The sequence below is a fragment of the Chryseomicrobium aureum genome, from assembly GCF_016909155.1.
Lineage (GTDB): Bacteria > Bacillota > Bacilli > Bacillales_A > Planococcaceae > Chryseomicrobium > Chryseomicrobium aureum.
Genome location: NZ_JAFBFG010000020.1, coordinates 1 through 17,618, shown reverse-complemented (window position 1 = coordinate 17,618; position 17,618 = coordinate 1). Strand labels below are relative to the sequence as shown.

The window sequence follows — 17,618 nt, the reverse complement described above, 5'->3', positions numbered from 1 at the left end:
TCATCTCCTTCTCTCTAGTTTAGAGGAAATAAACGCCAACACCTAGTGACCTCTGTCATCACTTTCTCTGACATCTGTCTGGTGAATCTCAATTTGCTTTTCTAAAACTTCTTGCAAAGAAGAAAACGAAAACCCTTTTCTAGATGCATGCTTTGTCGTCTGAGCCAAATCAAATCCTAAATCATAAGGACTTTGATTGTGTAATGAGTCTTCCGCGAACGAATAGTTCTTACCAAGATGTCGGGATATATACTCCAACAGTTCTTGCAATGAGATGGAATCATCTGTCCCCGCATTTATCGGGCCTTCATAATCGGAAAGCGCACAGGCTTTTAAAAACTCAGCTGCTTCCGCAGAATCAATAAACCCGAAACGAGCGTCTGGATTTTTCGTCCCTATCGCTTTCCCCTCTTCTACAGCCCGAACATGAAATGCAAAGCGCTCCGTGTAATCATCTTCCCCAACCACATACGGAAAACGCACTGTTACAACCGGACAAGGTGCTTGTTGATAAAGGACTGCCTCCGCTGCTCGTTTGGCTTCTTGGTACCCTTCCATACCAGCATATTCATGGCGAGATTTATAGTAAATGTCAAAGTGACGTGGATCAAAGTCGGATTCTTTAAGATTCACACCCGCATTATAGACTGCTACTGAAGAGATGAAAATATACTTTCCAATTCTCGTTCCAAGTGCCTCTAAAACTTCTCGCACTTCTATCGGTGAATAGCACGTGTGATCAAAAACATAATCATATTCCTTATCTTCAAGTGCATGTTTTATCGTTTTATCATCAGTGCGGTCCAGCACCAATCGCTTTACTGAGTCTCCAAAGTCATCTGTCATGCGTCCTCTCGTTGCGATGGTGACATTCACCCCATCTTCCACTAGTAGCTTCACAAGACGCTTCCCGACAAATTGTGTACCGCCTAAAATCAATGCAGTTGTCATGGTAAACTCCTTTCTATAATAAAATTTGCTGTTTTGTATACGCGAGTTCGACCGGACCAGAAAATTCTTTTTTCGCTTCGGCAACAAGAATTTCTCTATCTCCGTATTGAGGCAAGTGTGTTAGTACCAAACGTTCAACACCCGACTGTGCCGCTAGTAAGCCAGCTTGTTGTCCTGTCAAATGACCTTGTATCTTTCCGGCATACTGCGGGTAGACATTCGATTCACTAACTAATACATTCGCTCCTTGTGAGAACGTCACAAGTGCATCTGTCCATTCGGTATCTGCCGTGAAGACGACAGCCTTTCCAGCCGCTTCGATACGAAAAGCTAAACAATAGACCGGATGCACAGTGGGGCAAGTGGAGACTTTAAAGGGGCCAATGGAGTAGCTTGCATACGCCTCAAGCTCCATACCTGTTGTCACACCTTTGTAGCTGAGCTTTGAAAACTCTACAGAATCCTGTGCGTGTGCATAAATCGGAATCGGGTGGTGAAGATTTCCTAATTGTTTATGAATCATTGCAGCATGTTGTAATACGCCTACGTCTGCGATATGGTCGGGATGGTAGTGACTAATGAGAAATGCATCCAATTCATGCACGTCTTTCATAGTTAATAATGTAGACAATACAGCACTCCCACAATCAACGATTAAACTAAAGCCATCCTGTTCAACTAAAAAAGAAGAGGTCGCTTCACCTTTTTCAGGATAACCACCCCACATACCGATTGTTGTAATCTTCATCTGTTCACCCACTCTTTTCTACTCGTTTTTTCTAGTGTACCCATTTTCCGAATTCTTTGCATTCTTCCTAGCTAGTGAAAATGGTATAATACTAAAATTACTAGAGATGTGAGGAGGATATTTTAGTGGATGCACTTCAAATTATGGACCAACTAGATCGTGTCCGCCCAGCCCTTCAACCAATCGTCAGTGCAATTACCCATGAAATTGCCGGCTACGAACTACTTGGCCGTTACAGAGAAGATGACCACTGGACGTCTCTCGGAGATTTTTTTCTAGATAGCGACATTCCAACAGAGTTTAAAAATGAACTGGATGACCATTTAATCGGTTTGGCTGTTGATTATCTTTTAGAGAATGACTTGCCTGGTTACCTATCGATCAACCGGTCCGCGCAGCAATTGATTGATGAGGAAGATGAGACATTTCTTGCCTTTCTACACGTGCAGGAAAAGAAGGGGTTTGCATTAAAGCGATTCGTATTAGAGGTAACAGAACATGACATTGAGGAAGAGTTCGAAAGCCTTAATCATCTCTTGCGCTATTATAAAACTTACGGAATCCGCTTAGCGATTGACCATATAGGTGGTGCCAGTTCAAACATTGATCGTATTCGCGCTCTTCGGCCGGACATCTTAAAAATCGACACCAGTTTGACTCGCTCTGCCAATCTCGAAAACTTCCAAGACATATTGCATACGCTATCGGTTCTTGCCCGACGAATCGGTGCGGTACTATCCTATGAAATGATTGAAGATGCCAATCAACTGTACTTTGCGTGGAAAAACAACGGTCACTACTACCAAGGCTTTTATTTAGGGAAACCAAGTTGCGAACAGCAAGAATCTATTCAACTCAACGTCTCTTTGCCTTCACAAATTCAGTCTTTTGTCGAACGAGAAAAAGAACTAATCACACAGCGATTGAAATTCACAGAAGCCTGTCATCACAAATTGAAAAAACTATCGAAGTGGCAAGATGAAGTGTATGCAGATCAATTACTCCAAGAAGCGCAGGAGCTTTTTGATAAGGAAACTTTCCGTCTCTATATTTGTGATGCGAGTGGCAAACAGGTTTCCTCAAACTTCCGTTTGAAGGATGGCTCATGGAGATACGAAGAAAATGTGCGTGGTTCCAACTGGGCGTTCCGACCGTACTTTTTAGAAAATATGATGCGCATGCAGCGAACAAATCAAGGACGCTTATCCGATTTGTATTCCGATATTGAGACACGTGAATATGTACGTACGTTTAGTTTCCCGTTAACAGCAAATTACTTTTTATTTGTCGATTTAAGCTATGAATTTATAACGATGAACGATTTCTTATTTATGAATTAGAAAGGAATGAGTCTTTGTACGAATTAAACCGACCCACTAGTTCTGTTTATTACGGCATCACACTGCGCGACGGCACGTTACCTGAAGCAAACAATATGGCTCTGCATAGTTGTGAGAATCCGGCATCTGTATTGGCAAACCGCAGGAATCTTGCCAATCAACTTGGTATACCTTTACATCATTTTGTACTTGCTAATCAAACACACAGCAATCACTATTATGAAGTAAAAACTAGCGATAAAGGACGCGGTGTACTTGAGACCGCGACGGCGATTCCGGATACAGATGCGTTGTATACATATGAACCTTCTATTGTATTAGGTACATTCACAGCAGACTGCGTCCCATTGCTTCTTTGGAGTTCGAAGTCAACATTGATTGCCAGCGTCCATTCAGGTTGGCAAGGTACTGTAAAAGAACTAGTACCCACACTTCTCGAACATCTGCTATGTGAAAAAGGAGAAGATGCTTCCACCCTTCACCTCTTCATAGGTCCCTCCCTAAGTGAGGAGCGTTTTGAGGTCGATGTCGATGTAGCAGATCGTTATAAAGCACTTGGCTACGCAGATGCATTTATTCGCTATAAAGAGTCCACGCATAAGTTTCACATCGACAATGGCCTTGTTGTCAGAGAGCAATGTCTACGAGCAGGTATTCCTGAAGAGAACATCATACAATCAACTGTTTGTACGTACACTAGTGAACAAGGGTTTTCGTATCGCCAAAATCGACAGGCAGGACGCCATCTAGGGTTTATTTACCGACTGTAAAAAACGCACCCCTCTTTCTTAGAAAGTGGGTGCGTTTTTCCATGTCAGTCCTTCTTGCTGTTCGATTACTTCTTCGAGTGTCGCATCCCACCCATCCACAAGTGGGTTCCAGATGCGAACATAGGTCATACTCTCTTTCGTATCATGCACCAGAAATTCATAGCACGTGACCCACTGAAGCTCACCTTCATCAAAATCGAGTAGATGATTGACGGTCTCAACAAAGTCTCTTGTATGCTCCTCTTTATCTGCGAGTGCTTCTTGGACGCCTGTCAGTAAAAACTGCTCGCCTGCTTCCACTGCGTTCTCTTTTGCGTATCGAAAGGGGTCTCCAGTGTGTTCATCAAACTCTACATCTGCTTCATTGGGTAAGAACCTTGTATGCAATGGACTAAAAACAAGTTGCATATAAGTTTCTGCTTGTTCCTCTTCAAAGACACCCGCTGCAAGTTGACGAGAGCCGTGTGACGTCAACGCGTACCCTTCTTTCCCTAGCTCAATCAAACCATTTCGAGTCATTTTCTCAAGCAAATCTTCAATAAACAATTCTTCCACATAGAGTAAGTCTGCAATGGCTCTAGCTCGTCGAACAGATACGGTCTCGATGACTTGCAAGATCATGCGCATCAAAATATCTAAACGAAACCTGCGTACCGGACTAAACGCAACTTCAAATGTATATACCGGTAATTGCCAACTGCGTTGTTCTTTTAAAGTGAGGACTGGATTTCTGAGCAATTGATTGCGCAGTTTAGTTTGGAACTCTGACATGGGTCAGCACCTCCTCCGGTAAGCGATGGCCACCTAGCTCCTGGACGGTTTGATAGACATGGGAATACATCTCTTTAGTAGCAGCACGTTTCACACGTTTTGTGAACATCTCACTGCTTCCAATCAATACAAGAAGCTCCTTCGCGCGAGACAGCGCTACATTTAGTCGTCGGTAGTCGTTGGCAAATCCAATATCCCCTCTTGACTCTTGATGGTTTCGTACCATGCTTAACAGAATCACTTCCATCTCCATCCCTTGGAAGCGATCGACCGTTCCAGTTCGAATGTGAAGATGGGATAGTCGTAGTTCTTGCTGAATCAGACGGTCGAGCTGTTTTACTTGTTCTCCGTAGAAGCTGATGACACCGACTGACTTTTGATAGTCGTGTGGATACTTTCCGGCTTCTTTTGCCTTACCAATGGCTTCATTCAAATCGAGTAAGGCTTGTTTCGTCAAGCCGAGCTCTTTAGGATTCCAAAGACTACGTCCCCCTTTCACTCGCTCTTCAAAGTACTCTTGTTGGTTCGGGGTATCAAGCCACACCACATGATTGTTTGCAGTGACCCATGGTAAATCGAGACCGTGGGCTCGCATCGCATCCGAGTCCACAAGTCCGCATTGGAGTTCGTCTTCTTCGTATTGATAGAACGGACTGATTGTTCTCATAATCGATTCATGCATTCGGTACTGGATCGCGAGCATCGTTTTATGTGTAGACGGTAAGTTTTTATATAAACGTTCAAATAGAGACTCTTTTAATAGGTTCTCGATTTCTTGTTTTCCAGCAAACTCTGGTTGTTCTTCTACCATCTTGCCTAGGACTTCTTCTAACGTATCATCGCCGAGCAGTGGCGGTAGTTGGTGATGATCTCCAACAAGAATCACTTTTTTTCCTTTTAACATCGGAAGCAGCAACTCTGGTGGTGTTGCTTTGGAAACTTCATCAATAATGACTACATCAAATGATGGATAATTTTCTACGAAGTCTTTACGCGCAGACGCTACACAAGTCGTTCCAATAACGTTTGCATATTTGACGTTCAGTTTACGGATCTCATCGACATCTTCTGCCGACGCATTTTCGAGGAGTTCCTGCCACTGTGACTGAAGCTGTTGGTGCACCGGTGCCTCTGCGTTCTCTTTTTCAAGCCTTCCAAGTTCGAACTGCAGAGAGAGCCACTCTTTCTGAACGGCTTCCAATTGCTCTTCTGGTGTAGTAACTAGTAAAGGCTCCAAAAGCCCTCGTTCTTGTTCAAGTTTGAGAATATCTGTATCGTAGCGGGATGAGCTCTCCAAAAACTCAGCTAGATTCACTTGCGCTTGTTCATACGCTAATTTAGCCGTCCCCGTGTTTTCTTGCGCTTGTTGATAGGTAGCATCAAATTCTTCCATCGTTCGCTTTATTTTTATAAGCTTTTCAAGCTCTCGTTCAGTTGTAAACATTGTGACATCTTCAAGTGCTTCTACTTTCTCTAGGTAGTGGTCCCCGTTTAGAGAAACCCATTGCTCTTGCCAGTCCTCCTGAACTTTCCTCAAAGTGGCAAATTGCTCTTGCAAGCCCGCTGTTTCTTTCAAGAGCTGTTCATTATGCAATTTGTGAATGTGTAGGAGTTCTTGCTTTAAAAGATCCAGTTCAGATTCTCCTCGTTCTACTAATTCGTCATAATAAGACTTTACGGCTGCCATATAACGCATGCGACCGTATAACCCCTGAACGTATTCTGCAATCCCAATTTGGTTAGGCAACTCGCCGAGCCTGATCCAATTCCTACCTTGATCCAAATAACTTTGCAGCTCTTCTTTTCGGTACACGGGTTCCTGTACTGGTCGAATTGGTCGCCGTTTCTCACCAAGTCGTGTTATGAAGTAATCCAGCGCCTTTTCGTAGAGTGCTACTAGTTCTTTAACAGGATGATACGTTTTAATTAAATCTCGAATTCCTTGAATACCCTTTAATTTAAACAACACACGAGATGTTGCATACTGCGGGTCACTTTCAAGCACATCTTGAAAAGATGCCACAGATTTTAAATTTCGTATAGTTTGTTGGTGCTCCTCTACAGAGTCGAGGCCAGCCTGCAGTTCCTGTAATGGTTGTTCAACTTCAGCGAACCTAGTTGTAGCTTGCTGAATTTCTTGGTGAATTTTCTTTAGTTCTACCAAGCGTGCCAATTCAACGAGCTGCTCATTTTTTTGGGCAATTTCTTGTTCAAGGTCGACCATCTCTGGAAATGCTGCTGCTTGTTCATTTAATTTTTCAAGTTGCGCCATACGTTCAGACACTTCTTGATCTTTCATCTGCACGAACCCTGATAGCCGTATCCGATCTTCTTCGAGTTGCTGTACTTTCTGCTTTAACTCATCAAGTTGCAAAGTAAGATTGGCATGTTCAGCAACAGCCGTCTCTTTCTTTTTCACTTCTTGTTTCCATTGTTCGACTTCTAGAGAGACCTTTTCGAAGCGTGGACGAATCACTGCTAGTTCACTAGTTAACTGTTCAAGACGCTCTTTTCGCTCATTCACTGTCGAAGTGACCGTTTTTAACGTTACTTCCCTCCAATAATCTCCGATGTTCTCTTCTATAAATCGTTTTCCCTCTTCTTCAATACTCTCCGTTCGCCCTACACGTAAAATACGAATGTCTTTGTTTGCTAGTAAACGACTTAATGCATTATCTACTGCAAGATTTGATTGTGAAGCGACAAGTGTTCGTAATCCAGCCTTTGCGTTCTGCAAACAAATTTCGGAAATAACGGTCGTCTTGCCTGTACCTGGTGGGCCTTGTATGACATACAAGTCTTCTGCTGCGAGGGCACCTTCAACTGCACGGCGCTGAAATTCATTCAGTGGGTGAGAATAGGAAATCTTCGGAATTTCTTTTAAAGGTGCAACAGGTGGGCTTTCTTCAAACAAGATTTGTTCGAGCAAGGGGTTCTCAGCATGCCCTTTCTCAAGCTGTTGGAACCCTGAACGCAGTCTTCGAATTTGACTGACTGATGCGAAATTCGTAAATACCGCATCCGTCCCAAAACGATCGAGGGGTGTGCGACGAAGTACATCTTCCATATATGGGAGAACTGTCACTTCAATCGTGCGATCTCGCGGTGAGACTTTCGTCACCTTCCCGATCTCGCGACCAATACTTAGAAGTTTTACATCCATTTCCCGCAAATTCTTCCACTGGTCATTTTTCACTACAGCACCATAAAGGGTTAGTTTTCGGAAATCTTTTTGAAGCGACACAGATTCATAGCTCGCTCGTATGTCCGCAATATCTAACTGCTGTTCTTGGATGGCCAAATAGCCTTCCCAACCCGCAATTCGCCTCTTCACATAAGCGGTTCGCTCATTTGCATGGGGCAAGTCTGCGAGCCATTCCCGAAAGGCTAGTGGAATTGGGTTTCGGACGCGCACATCCGGCACGAACGTCAAATTGACTTCTCTTCTCCAATTTGTTGCACGGCTTGCTTTCTTCGGTGCCATCATAAAGTGGACAGCTGTCAGAACATTTTCTTCAAGCAGTAGAGTCAAAACAGGCACTTTATGATCTGCTTGTGCGTGTGAAAACGCCGTAAAATAGAGCAGCACCTTTGTTGCGGTCTGCTCTGGGTCTTTATTCTTTTCGATGAGAACACTATATGTCTGCTGGTCCGATAAAAACCCCGTCTCACTCCATCCAAATCGTTTAAACGCGTCTTGGACAGACTTCGTGAGGCGGACAGGACATGAAAATGTACGAAGCGTTGTCATGATATCCCTCATTTATTTCTTCTTCCTTAATAGTACACTGAATAGGGAGGAGATGAAACCGTCAGAAGTCCTTAGTTTAAAGATGTCATTTCCCGGGAAATTCTTTTATATTGTCTAGTTTGAATGGTATACTTCTCAGTACCTACTTAACGACTTGGATCGGAAACATTACACGCAGCCAAGAAATGAATTTGGATTATTTGCTTGTAGACCTTTCAGGAATCACTGAAATGGATCAATCAGCAGCGGATTCCTTGATGAAAATCACGAACCTATTAAACCTTTTAGGCGTTAAACCAGTCCTTACTGGACTACGCCCTGAAACCGTCTTGCAAACAAACCGATTAGGCATTCGATTAAAAAACGTGATGATAGAAGCGAATATTGAACGTGCTTTAAAAAACATAGGGTTTACACTAGAACGAAATCACTAAGCACACAAAAAGGCACCCGTTACTGGGTGCCTTTGTAGTCTTAGTTTAAATCTTCTGCTGCTTGTTCTTGAAGATCTTGAAATGCTTTCGATACACGTTCAAACTCAGCATCTTCTTCAATTTCATACAGCTCTTCTTCACTTTCTACACGAAGGAAGAAAACATCGATGTCTTCTTTCGAATCATCTTGTACATCTTCTGAGAATGCAACGGCTGCATAATTTACTTCTTCAACAGTAACGAGTCCAAGAACTTCAATTTCTACTTCTTGTCCGTTCTCATCTTCCATTGAAAAAACATCGCCTACTTGTACTGTACTCATGTGGGTTCCTCCTCGTAATCTATTTCACTTTCACAGCATAGCATAATTGCAGCTGTCTATACCTATCTTTTCCCTAGAGAAAATGCTTTAAAACGATTTATTGAAGGTTAGTTGGTTTCCCACGTATGCAAGTGTCTCTCGCAGGACGAATGGAAACTGCTCACCCCAACTTGTGTAAACGCTTTGTGGTGTGGGCGCAGCCATCACTTCCAATCCAAACACGTCTGCCATCATTAACGCACGTTTCATATGGAATGGGTCGCTCACTAAAAGAAAGTCACTAAGATTTAGCTCTTCTGCAAGTTCTTTTGTGAACAACATATTCTCTCGTGTCACAAGTGATCGGTCTTCTACAACAATCACGTCTTCTGGAACCCCTACAGATAACGCGTACAGTTTAGACGCTTCCGCCTCACTAATGAGACCCCCTTCTGTCAGGCCACCCGTGAATACGATGCGCTCCACCAGTTCATGTTCATAGAGCCAAATCGCGTGATCAATGCGTTCTCGCAAAGCATAGGATGGTTCTTCACCGTCTAAACGTGTTCCTAAAACTAATGCTGCATCTGCTTTTGTATAGTCTGCTTCTGCCATGAAGGTCCAAATCCCATACATCGAAACAACTATATAAACTAACAAACTCGTTAATACTAATTTTGCCGTAACGTGCATAATGCTCTCAAATCCCCATCTCTATAGTCTCTAATTACTTTAGTATAGAAGATTATTGGGATTTAACTAGTGACGACAGACCTACATCATGTGTCGAACTATTGAAATTAATGGTCATCATTTATAAGGATCTGCATAGTTTAATCAGGTGGGACAAAAAAGCCGCCCACTTGGACGGCCCTCTGATTAGTATAATTCATCTAATACTTCTTCTATAGTCTCATTTCCATACACATCGTAAATCGTCATACCATCCGGACCCGTTTGTTCTGGATCTGCTCCATACTCAAGTAGCATTTCTGCCACTTCGCGGTCTCCATAGAATACGGATGTGACTAAAGCAGTGGAATAATCGTCTGAAGTATTAGGGTCTGCACCTTGCTCTAACAAATATTCTACAGCAGCTGGTTCTTGCCCGTATACGGCATACATCAAAGCGTCTGAACCTTCTTCGTCAGTGTCTGTTAGTGTATCACCACTTGCAATAGCTAATTCCATCGCTTCGATATCTCCATTTTGTGCAGCCAACATCAGTGGAGTTTGACCTGCCGATTCGACAATTGGTTCATCATAGCCACTACCTTCACTAAACGGGGTATCCAAAGCACTGGCGAATAAGCTACCTAATAATACCCCACTCGTCGTCAACAACACTATAGAACCAATATAGATCGCGCCAACAACAGCTGTAATAATCGCCATCCCACCAATGATTTTTCCTGTGTTCGGGAAATATGGGCGCTCTCCTGTTTGTGCAAATTGCGAAATTGCTTGCACTCGCTTTGGAATGCGAGGGTGTGTAGAAAGTACTTCCGCCAACCAAACGATTGCATTTGATTCCGTTTCAATCTGCTGGACGTAAGCATCCTCATTTACTTCTTTGTACATTCCTTTCCCCATGCCAAGCAACGTCAAGGCACGTTTAGCAGCAGCTGGATTTTGAATCATATACGCTGCATGGCGATCACATGTGTACTCACATGAACGACTATACGCTTGAGAGAGGAATGGGATGAAACCTGCAGGAAGAATTAAGAGATTCTTCCACACATGACGACGTTTGACGTGTGCCAACTCATGCGCAATGATGAAATCTAATTCATCTTGTCCTTGTTCACGCGCAAGTTCAAAAACTTCCGAGTATAAGACAACCATATCGCGCCCTAAGAAACGAGTAGCAAATGCATTTAATGCACCTTCAGATTGAACCACGAAAATATCTGGTGTTTTCGCTAGCCCCATATCGCGTGCTAATTGTTGGGTACGAGCATAGATTTCTGGGAATTGGTTTTGATGAATCCGGACTCCGTTACCTCGAATAGAACCGAGCATCATTAATTGTATGTATACTATGAATGCTGCAACAAGAAGTGCAATAGCGATTCCTACCACTGATACGATTGCTACGATGTAGATCAAAATACTAAAAAGCAAACTAATGATAAAATATAGAGTTTCTCGACTGGATTGAATTTGACTGGATTGCATGTTTCTTCCTCCTTTTACTTTATCAGAATAGCATGTAGTCCTATGAAAATCATCACTTATTTTCGACATTTTCTAACAATTAATTTTCTCAAAATTCACCATTATCAATTAATCAATATTTTTTGATGAAATAGTTGACATACGGTTTTAGTGGTCGTATGATGAACATATCAAGAAAATTTGATTGATTACTAGAAGGTGAATTCGATGCAAGAAACGACATATTACACACTTTCTTCCGATACATTAGCTACTTTTGAAAAAAAGTTTAAAGCCATTAGTGATCAGAAGCGTTTGCAGATTTTAAACATCCTATCGAATAAAGGCGCTATGTGTGTAGGAGATCTTGCACCTCTCGTCGATATGACACAATCAAAACTGTCATACCATCTTAAAATTCTTTTAGACGCCGACTTACTTTTAAAAGAAACAAGCGGCACATGGAGTTTTTACGAATTGAACCAGCACGAATTAAATCAACTGCTCTCCGATGAGCTATGCTGTATGTTCAAACCGGAAAATTGATTTCCGGCTGTGCTTTTAATCAAATTGTCTTGTTTAATTAATAATTCAAACAATTTAGGAGGAATTACTCATGATGAATGTTTACACAATGCACCAGTCCGTGAAAGCACACCAAGATTCCGTTCAATTTTTAGCACAGCAGCGTTTGACAAACCAAACAGCAGCTCATTCTAAAAAACCATCTTGGACACAGTGGTTTTCAATCAAATCTAAACGAACGGCTTAATTTTAAAGTTTTTATCAAATTGTCTTGTTTAATTAAAAATTCACACAATTATGGAGGAATAAAAATGATGAACTATTATACATTTGGAGAATCAGTAAAAGAACAACAATCAGAGACAGCTTTCCATGCAGAACAGCGTCTTGAAAACACAACAGCTTCATTTACAAGCAAAGTGAAAGGCTTGTCTAAATGGAACATCTTCAAGTCTACTCAAAAGTCTGCTTAATCCATGCGTATTGAACGATCAAGAGAGTTCGCTTCAAAGCAATCGTTTGGGCAGTGGTTAAAAGAAACTTTACGTAAATTGTTCTCACAATGAAGAACCTCCCTACATCATTTAAGATGCAGGGAGGTTTTTTTCGGTGGATGTGGTTCGGGTCTTTCACGTGGCGTCATATTAATGATGAAATAACCCCCGATCAAAATGAAGATAACTACAGAATTCAGCAATGTATGAACAGGATTATCATGTTCAACGATGATTACTCGTGTCATCGCAGTAATACCAATATAGATAAAGTAGCGTAAAGGGAAATGATAGTCCTCTTTAAAATATTTCACTATCATTGCAATGAACTCAAAATATAAAAAGAACAATAAAATATCTGCTAAAAACAATTTATAGTTGTAGGATTCCATCGTCCATAGGAGTTGGATGAATTCAATCAGTGACCGCATGAGCAAAAAGCATAAAGTGATCGCCAAACCGATCAACGCACTATTTAAGAAAAGCTGTAACACTTTCGGTACCATTACTGCCAAAGGTTTTCCTTCTCTTTTCATCTCACTTCCTCCTCTACTCACCTCAACTGTACGCTTACTTCATGAAGCCATTATAAACGCCATGTAAACTTTCCTTACAATCAAAGGATTAGTCTAGTTATACGTGGATTTCATGCGCTCGTCAACACTTATTTTTGGTAAGCGTTTCCATTTCATGGGTTTGACATTACAATTTTACAGAGACCTGCTATACTGCCAAGACAAGAAGGAGGAGTTGCATGTTTACATTTGGTTTTGCCGATTTTCTCTCTCTGTTGATTTCAGCTTTCATTATTCTACCAATCGTTGTATTCATTCGTGAATTTGCCTATGTACTTGTTGGATTTTTCTTTGGCTTAAAAAATCCACGGATCACCATTGGAAGTGGCCCACGCTTACTAAAATTCGGAATGTTTGATATTCGAAAGTATTATCATCTCTATAGCTGGTTTTCATACGATGACCTAGCCCATAAAAATAGATGGATTTATATTGTTATCTATAGCGCGCCTATCCTTATGAATAGCTTTGTCGCCATTGGACTGAATCTTTTACTCGTGAATGGTGTCCTTGAAGTATGGCCTTCGTTTTGGGATCGGTATATTTTCTATAGTTTTTACTATGTGTTGTTCGATATCGTCCCTATGCGGATGGTAAATGGAAAACCGAATAATGGCTTACTCATTTATGAAATGGTCCGGTACGGGAAGAGAACAGATTATTGCCCTGACCCATTTTTACCAACAACATCGGATGCAGAAAAAGATTTACTACATTCGCAAGACAAGCGTCATTAGTTTTACAAACACTAAAGTCTCGTGTTACAAGAAAAGCGATGACGCTAGTTGACGTCATCGCTTTTTATTTCTACTCATATCTCCCACTTAAAAATGACGAACAACAATCTCAAGTTGTTTGAACCGACTGTTGAGCGCTTCTGCGAATTCTACCGCATGCTCTCCATCTCCATGAATGCAAATCGTATCTGCTTGAATGGGAAGTCGCTCACCTAGACGAGTCTTTACAATCCCTTCCACGACCATACGTTCAACATGTTCAAGCGCTTCGTTGGTATCTGTAATCAACGCATCTGGATGAGAGCGTGGGGTCAAGTTTCCGTCAGCTTCATATCTACGATCTGCAAATACTTCCTGCGCATACTTCATGCCCTGCTTTTCGGCTGCTCGAATCCAGTCACTACCCGCTAGTCCGACAATTACAAGTTGTTCATCACAACTTTTTACTGCACGGACAATTGCATCTGCTAATTCTTCATTGCGTGCGGCCATATTGTAAAGTGCGCCATGTGCTTTCACATGCTTAACAACCGCACCACAACTTTTTGCTATAGCTTGCATAGCACCGACTTGATAAACGGTATAATCAAACGCTTCTTGTGGAGAGATCTCGAGTGCTCGTCTGCCAAACCCTTGTAAATCCGGTAGCCCTGGATGCGCTCCAATACTGACATTGTTTAGTAGTGCCTGCTCTACTGTTATACGCATGACGTGTGCATCTCCCGCATGAAATCCACATGCAATATTAGCAGATGAAATATAGGGCAGGATGGCAGGGTCATTTCCCATTTGATAAGCCCCAAAAGATTCTCCCATATCACAATTTATATCAATAGAGCGCACGTGATTTCCTCCTCATCTCAATACTAGCTTGTACTTCTTTTGTCCAATGATGAACTGCATAGGATAGCTTGCGTGCCTGCTCGAACTCTACCCATTCAAACTGGACAGTATCCCCCGGTTTCTTCTGTGCCAGAACACACAAATCTGCTCGTACGACCTGCGCAATGCGCGGATACCCTCCTGTAGTCTGCCGGTCTGCCATTAAAACAATCGGTTGTCCGTCCGACGGTAATTGAATGGTGCCAAATGTGACAGGCTCTGAAATCATCTCTTCAGACACTTCCTTCTGAATGGCTTCTCCTGTAAGTCGATAGCCCATTCTATCCGACTGAGAAGAAACTGTATAAGGTATACTCGTAAACCGACGAATTTGTTCAGATGTAAACCGATTGATTTCTGGTCCTTTCATCACACGCACAAAATCGCGTTTCCACCAGTGGTCGGATACTGCATGCCACTCCACAGATAGCGATTGTTCTCTTTGCTGAGTAGTATACGAGATTGTATCGCCTTTCTGAAGTATTCTTCCTTCAAAACCACCCATGCCCGCTCGAAGAAACGTACTTTTGCTTTGCAAGACAGTGGGGACACCCCATCCCCCTGCAACAGCAAGATATACACGACAGCCTGATTTCAGTTTTGAAAAATGCAGCACACTACCTGCTGAGACATAAACAGGGCGCCCACTTTGAATAGCTTCACCACTTACTAAAGGCATCATGTTTCCTCCAGCGATAGCGATGAGTGCAGAAGTATGAAACTTGAATTTGGCACCTGAATAAGTAATTTCGAAGGTTGCTTCATCTGGCTCATTCCCCACTAGCAAATTGGCTAAAGTATGCGACTGGATATCCATGACCCCTGTCACGCTAACACCGTAGCGTTGATAGCCGTGCCGACCCAAATCTTGAATAGTAGTAAACGGACCAGGGTGTATGACTTCAAGCATCTTCATCCCTCCCTAACGCCACAAATCTGACTAAGTCGCCTGGCTGAAGAAGGCTAGGCGGGTCTTCATTGGATAAAAACAATTCTACTGTTGTTCGCCCGATGATCTGCCAGCCACCAGGTGTAGAAATTGAATAGATACCTGTCTGAGACCCTGCAATCCCTACGCTACCTGCCACTATTTTTTCACGTGGTGTTTCTTTGCGCGGAGCAAAAATTTCTTCGGGTAATCCCGCCAAGTATGGAAATCCGGGTGCAAATCCAATCATCTCTACGGGATATAAAACAGATGTATGTTTTTCCACAACTTGTTCTTCGCTCAGTCCCGTATGCTCGGCAACAAATGCCAAGTCCGGCCCTTCTTCTCCACCATAAACTACAGGAATATCAATTATTCTCGGTTGGTGATCCACATCAAAAATTGCGGTTTGTGCTAGGGCTTCCCACTCGTGTTCGAGTTTATTTATCATTGTCCTGGGTGATGTAGTATGCACATAGATACCGAGGGTGGTTGTTGTAGGAATGGTTTCACGAATTACATCCTGAAAACGAGTAGTAATTATTTTTTCAATAGCTCGAATATGGGCACTCGTTGTTTCTGATTGATTGAAACGAATAATCCACAAGTCTTCCGACAGCCAAAATGACTTCACATCATCACCATCCCATTATTCAAAACTTTTTCTTATCTTATAAGATAAGTCCTCTCGTTACAATGTTTCGTATCCCAATTTTGAAACTTACAAGAGCAAATTAATTGGGCATCGTCCTAGAACTCATTATACTGAAGAGAGAGGAGGAGTTTTTATGTCACTGACTCAAGTAGGCTTCACAGATCAACCATTTGACCATCTCTATCTTCTACCGATAGGCGCTGAACTACCCTCATCTACATCTAAATCATTTTTAAACCAATTAAATGCAACCATCAAAGAGTTACTCCATGCATTCCCCATGGAAGATCAACATCGAATCGCAAAGCTGACTCAACTTCCCGTCGGCGTCTTTCCACTAGCAGTCGTTGGGGAAACGAACGCTTACCCGTATTTGATTCAACCAGACTATTTTTTGTGGAAGAAACAGAAACAAGGACTGCAGCTCACTACACAAACACATCATTTTGATACAAAAAACTTATATAAATTATCGGAAACACAACTAAAAAGCTATCTAGAGTTACAACTCACGCGTTATGCGTTTACAGGTAAACTTATTTCTTTATCCCGAAAACAATGGAAAGCCAAAGCACAAGCAGCATACAGTCAAAACCCTTTTATTGAGCTTGCTCGTGAAAAGCGTGATGTGATTGAAGCTGTCGAGGTTCTAAACCGCTCGATGCTGTTAGGTGTTTTAAACCCACCAGAAGATGTGGCATTTTGGCGCCATCGGGTGGAAATCGTGTTACGACCTTACCGTGCACTGCCAGAGCAAGCACGCTACGTAGCCTGTAAACATCCGATCAAACTTGAAATCTCAAAGTCCGCCACCAGCTTTACTGTGACTTGCGAAGAGTGTGACCTACAGTACGGCTACTACCCACTTTCAGATCAAGTCGTGCTCCATGAAGAACCATCTATAGAACAAGCTAAAAAGCGTATCGCTACAATCGAGCGACAATTCAATGACTTAGCAGAGGGTACTCCTAAAGTAATAAAAGCTTTACAAAAACTTCAACAAGTTCAGTTATGGACGAAGAATGTCGCTACCCAAGATATCCTTGGCCCTGGGCATCAACTTGTAGCATCGATACGTGAGGCAGTTTTTCCACATGACCTCATCGAGCCAACTTTGCTTTCTTTTCAACACGTTAAATTAACAACGATTGATAGCTTACGCTTTGTTCAACCTTACCTTGCTTTTACAAAAGAAGAATTCCTAAATGTTCTGCAAGATGAGCTCGAGCAAGCAAACCATACCACTACTGAGGTTTCAAAATCTGAAGTCGTTTATTTCTCTACGAAGGGATATGAGCTGATGGAAGAAGAAGTCGATGTCATTGAGGATTACTTAGCACGCGATGAAAATATGACATTCCATTTATTAATCCAAGTATTAAAAGGTGAAGCTACTAGCAAAGTTCGTAGTTTAAACCTACACACTTCACCGATTTTTGGACTCCTGCGACCGTGGCCTAAAAAATTGATTCCCCAGGCTATCAAGAGCTTTTGGTAATAGGAAAATCCGGCCAAAAACCCTGGCCGGACCTTTTTGAACTATTTCACATCTGATATTTGATAGTGGGCTCCGGATATACCTTTGTACGATTCAGG

Annotated in this window: 19 protein-coding genes; 8 read left to right on the top strand and 11 right to left on the bottom strand. The window is 42.2% G+C overall.

Translation table 11 applies throughout. The annotated features are described in order from the left end of the window. Positions 1-42: 42 nt before the first annotated feature. Positions 43-951 (bottom strand): NAD-dependent epimerase/dehydratase family protein, encoded by a 909-nt coding sequence (locus JOD03_RS11785; protein WP_204591376.1) that lies wholly within the window; start codon positions 949-951, stop codon positions 43-45. Positions 952-964: 13 nt separating this feature from the next. Then, the gene (locus tag JOD03_RS11780) at positions 965-1,699 is read right to left on the bottom strand and encodes an MBL fold metallo-hydrolase (protein ID WP_204591374.1); all 735 of its coding nucleotides are present in this window, start codon (positions 1,697-1,699) and stop codon (positions 965-967) included. A 125-nt stretch (positions 1,700-1,824) separates the two neighbouring features. On the opposite strand from JOD03_RS11780, the gene JOD03_RS11775 reads away from it, so the two are divergent. Together JOD03_RS11775 and JOD03_RS11770 are read left to right on the top strand one after the other, a co-directional pair. Then, positions 1,825-3,039: an EAL-associated domain-containing protein gene (locus JOD03_RS11775; RefSeq protein WP_204591372.1), complete on the top strand. Its 1,215-nt coding sequence runs from the start codon at positions 1,825-1,827 to the stop codon at positions 3,037-3,039. 14 nt (positions 3,040-3,053) lie between these two features. Beyond that, complete coding sequence (locus JOD03_RS11770) at positions 3,054-3,809, top strand: purine nucleoside phosphorylase YfiH/LACC1 family protein (RefSeq protein ID WP_239584970.1); 756 nt, start codon at positions 3,054-3,056, stop codon at positions 3,807-3,809. Between the two features lie 18 nt (positions 3,810-3,827). Here the strand turns inward: JOD03_RS11770 and JOD03_RS11765 are convergent, their stop codons facing one another. Next, complete coding sequence (locus tag JOD03_RS11765; protein ID WP_204591370.1) at positions 3,828-4,580, bottom strand: hypothetical protein; 753 nt, start codon at positions 4,578-4,580, stop codon at positions 3,828-3,830. Beyond that, complete coding sequence (locus tag JOD03_RS11760; protein ID WP_204591368.1) at positions 4,561-8,331, bottom strand: DEAD/DEAH box helicase; 3,771 nt, start codon at positions 8,329-8,331, stop codon at positions 4,561-4,563. The genes JOD03_RS11765 and JOD03_RS11760 overlap by 20 nt, the downstream gene beginning before the upstream one ends. A 110-nt stretch (positions 8,332-8,441) precedes the next feature. Between JOD03_RS11760 and JOD03_RS11755 the strand changes: the two genes are divergently transcribed. Next, a complete protein-coding gene (locus tag JOD03_RS11755) occupies positions 8,442-8,765 on the top strand; it encodes an STAS domain-containing protein (protein ID WP_204591366.1) in 324 nt (107 codons plus the stop codon). Between the two features lie 40 nt (positions 8,766-8,805). Here JOD03_RS11755 and JOD03_RS11750 read toward each other — a convergent pair whose 3' ends face one another. The 3 genes from JOD03_RS11750 to JOD03_RS11740 all read right to left on the bottom strand — a co-directional run bounded on the left by JOD03_RS11750 (position 8,806) and on the right by JOD03_RS11740 (position 11,247). After that, positions 8,806-9,087, bottom strand: coding sequence for a DUF1292 domain-containing protein (locus JOD03_RS11750; protein ID WP_204591364.1), 282 nt, complete (start codon positions 9,085-9,087; stop codon positions 8,806-8,808). 87 nt (positions 9,088-9,174) lie between these two features. Beyond that, entirely contained in the window at positions 9,175-9,759 is a 585-nt protein-coding gene (locus tag JOD03_RS11745) for a YdcF family protein (protein ID WP_204591362.1), read from the bottom strand. Between the two features lie 186 nt (positions 9,760-9,945). Continuing rightward, positions 9,946-11,247, bottom strand: a complete 1,302-nt coding sequence (locus JOD03_RS11740) for a M48 family metallopeptidase (protein ID WP_204591360.1) — start codon at positions 11,245-11,247, stop codon at positions 9,946-9,948. 207 nt (positions 11,248-11,454) lie between these two features. Between JOD03_RS11740 and JOD03_RS11735 the strand changes: the two genes are divergently transcribed. The 3 genes from JOD03_RS11735 to JOD03_RS11725 all read left to right on the top strand — a co-directional run bounded on the left by JOD03_RS11735 (position 11,455) and on the right by JOD03_RS11725 (position 12,224). Continuing rightward, positions 11,455-11,772, top strand: a complete 318-nt coding sequence (locus tag JOD03_RS11735) for an ArsR/SmtB family transcription factor (RefSeq protein WP_204591358.1) — start codon at positions 11,455-11,457, stop codon at positions 11,770-11,772. 70 nt (positions 11,773-11,842) lie between these two features. Then, positions 11,843-11,998, top strand: coding sequence for a hypothetical protein (locus tag JOD03_RS11730; protein WP_204591356.1), 156 nt, complete (start codon positions 11,843-11,845; stop codon positions 11,996-11,998). A gap of 64 nt (positions 11,999-12,062) precedes the next feature. Beyond that, positions 12,063-12,224: a hypothetical protein gene (locus tag JOD03_RS11725; RefSeq protein WP_204591354.1), complete on the top strand. Its 162-nt coding sequence runs from the start codon at positions 12,063-12,065 to the stop codon at positions 12,222-12,224. A gap of 107 nt (positions 12,225-12,331) precedes the next feature. Here JOD03_RS11725 and JOD03_RS11720 read toward each other — a convergent pair whose 3' ends face one another. Continuing rightward, positions 12,332-12,781 (bottom strand): phosphate-starvation-inducible protein PsiE, encoded by a 450-nt coding sequence (locus JOD03_RS11720; protein WP_204591352.1) that lies wholly within the window; start codon positions 12,779-12,781, stop codon positions 12,332-12,334. A gap of 218 nt (positions 12,782-12,999) precedes the next feature. Between JOD03_RS11720 and JOD03_RS11715 the strand changes: the two genes are divergently transcribed. Then, positions 13,000-13,557: a hypothetical protein gene (locus JOD03_RS11715; RefSeq protein ID WP_204591350.1), complete on the top strand. Its 558-nt coding sequence runs from the start codon at positions 13,000-13,002 to the stop codon at positions 13,555-13,557. An 87-nt stretch (positions 13,558-13,644) separates the two neighbouring features. Here the strand turns inward: JOD03_RS11715 and JOD03_RS11710 are convergent, their stop codons facing one another. From JOD03_RS11710 to pxpB, 3 genes are read right to left on the bottom strand one after another with little or no spacing between them, the layout of a single operon-like run. After that, the gene (locus tag JOD03_RS11710; protein ID WP_204591348.1) at positions 13,645-14,400 is read right to left on the bottom strand and encodes a 5-oxoprolinase subunit PxpA; all 756 of its coding nucleotides are present in this window, start codon (positions 14,398-14,400) and stop codon (positions 13,645-13,647) included. Beyond that, positions 14,387-15,349, bottom strand: a complete 963-nt coding sequence (locus JOD03_RS11705) for a 5-oxoprolinase subunit C family protein (RefSeq protein WP_204591346.1) — start codon at positions 15,347-15,349, stop codon at positions 14,387-14,389. Before JOD03_RS11705 ends, JOD03_RS11710 begins: the two co-directional genes overlap by 14 nt. Next, complete coding sequence (gene pxpB, locus JOD03_RS11700) at positions 15,342-16,001, bottom strand: 5-oxoprolinase subunit PxpB (protein WP_204591344.1); 660 nt, start codon at positions 15,999-16,001, stop codon at positions 15,342-15,344. The genes JOD03_RS11705 and pxpB overlap by 8 nt, the downstream gene beginning before the upstream one ends. A gap of 154 nt (positions 16,002-16,155) precedes the next feature. Between pxpB and JOD03_RS11695 the strand changes: the two genes are divergently transcribed. After that, the gene (locus JOD03_RS11695) at positions 16,156-17,520 is read left to right on the top strand and encodes an RQC-minor-2 family DNA-binding protein (RefSeq protein ID WP_204591342.1); all 1,365 of its coding nucleotides are present in this window, start codon (positions 16,156-16,158) and stop codon (positions 17,518-17,520) included. The last annotated feature ends 98 nt before the right edge of the window (positions 17,521-17,618 follow it).

What these genes read in the sequence shown, in the direction of transcription:
- JOD03_RS11785 (WP_204591376.1), bottom strand. Translation starts at nt 951, where the DNA reads ATGACAACTGCATTGATTTTAGGCGGTACACAATTTGTCGGGAAGCGT.
- JOD03_RS11780 (WP_204591374.1), bottom strand. Translation starts at nt 1,699, where the DNA reads ATGAAGATTACAACAATCGGTATGTGGGGTGGTTATCCTGAAAAAGGT.
- JOD03_RS11765 (WP_204591370.1), bottom strand. Translation starts at nt 4,580, where the DNA reads ATGTCAGAGTTCCAAACTAAACTGCGCAATCAATTGCTCAGAAATCCA.
- JOD03_RS11760 (WP_204591368.1), bottom strand. Translation starts at nt 8,331, where the DNA reads ATGACAACGCTTCGTACATTTTCATGTCCTGTCCGCCTCACGAAGTCT.
- JOD03_RS11750 (WP_204591364.1), bottom strand. Translation starts at nt 9,087, where the DNA reads ATGAGTACAGTACAAGTAGGCGATGTTTTTTCAATGGAAGATGAGAAC.
- JOD03_RS11745 (WP_204591362.1), bottom strand. Translation starts at nt 9,759, where the DNA reads ATGCACGTTACGGCAAAATTAGTATTAACGAGTTTGTTAGTTTATATA.
- JOD03_RS11740 (WP_204591360.1), bottom strand. Translation starts at nt 11,247, where the DNA reads ATGCAATCCAGTCAAATTCAATCCAGTCGAGAAACTCTATATTTTATC.
- JOD03_RS11735 (WP_204591358.1), top strand. Translation starts at nt 11,455, where the DNA reads ATGCAAGAAACGACATATTACACACTTTCTTCCGATACATTAGCTACT.
- JOD03_RS11730 (WP_204591356.1), top strand. Translation starts at nt 11,843, where the DNA reads ATGATGAATGTTTACACAATGCACCAGTCCGTGAAAGCACACCAAGAT.
- JOD03_RS11725 (WP_204591354.1), top strand. Translation starts at nt 12,063, where the DNA reads ATGATGAACTATTATACATTTGGAGAATCAGTAAAAGAACAACAATCA.
- JOD03_RS11720 (WP_204591352.1), bottom strand. Translation starts at nt 12,781, where the DNA reads ATGAAAAGAGAAGGAAAACCTTTGGCAGTAATGGTACCGAAAGTGTTA.
- JOD03_RS11715 (WP_204591350.1), top strand. Translation starts at nt 13,000, where the DNA reads ATGTTTACATTTGGTTTTGCCGATTTTCTCTCTCTGTTGATTTCAGCT.
- JOD03_RS11705 (WP_204591346.1), bottom strand. Translation starts at nt 15,349, where the DNA reads ATGCTTGAAGTCATACACCCTGGTCCGTTTACTACTATTCAAGATTTG.
- JOD03_RS11695 (WP_204591342.1), top strand. Translation starts at nt 16,156, where the DNA reads ATGTCACTGACTCAAGTAGGCTTCACAGATCAACCATTTGACCATCTC.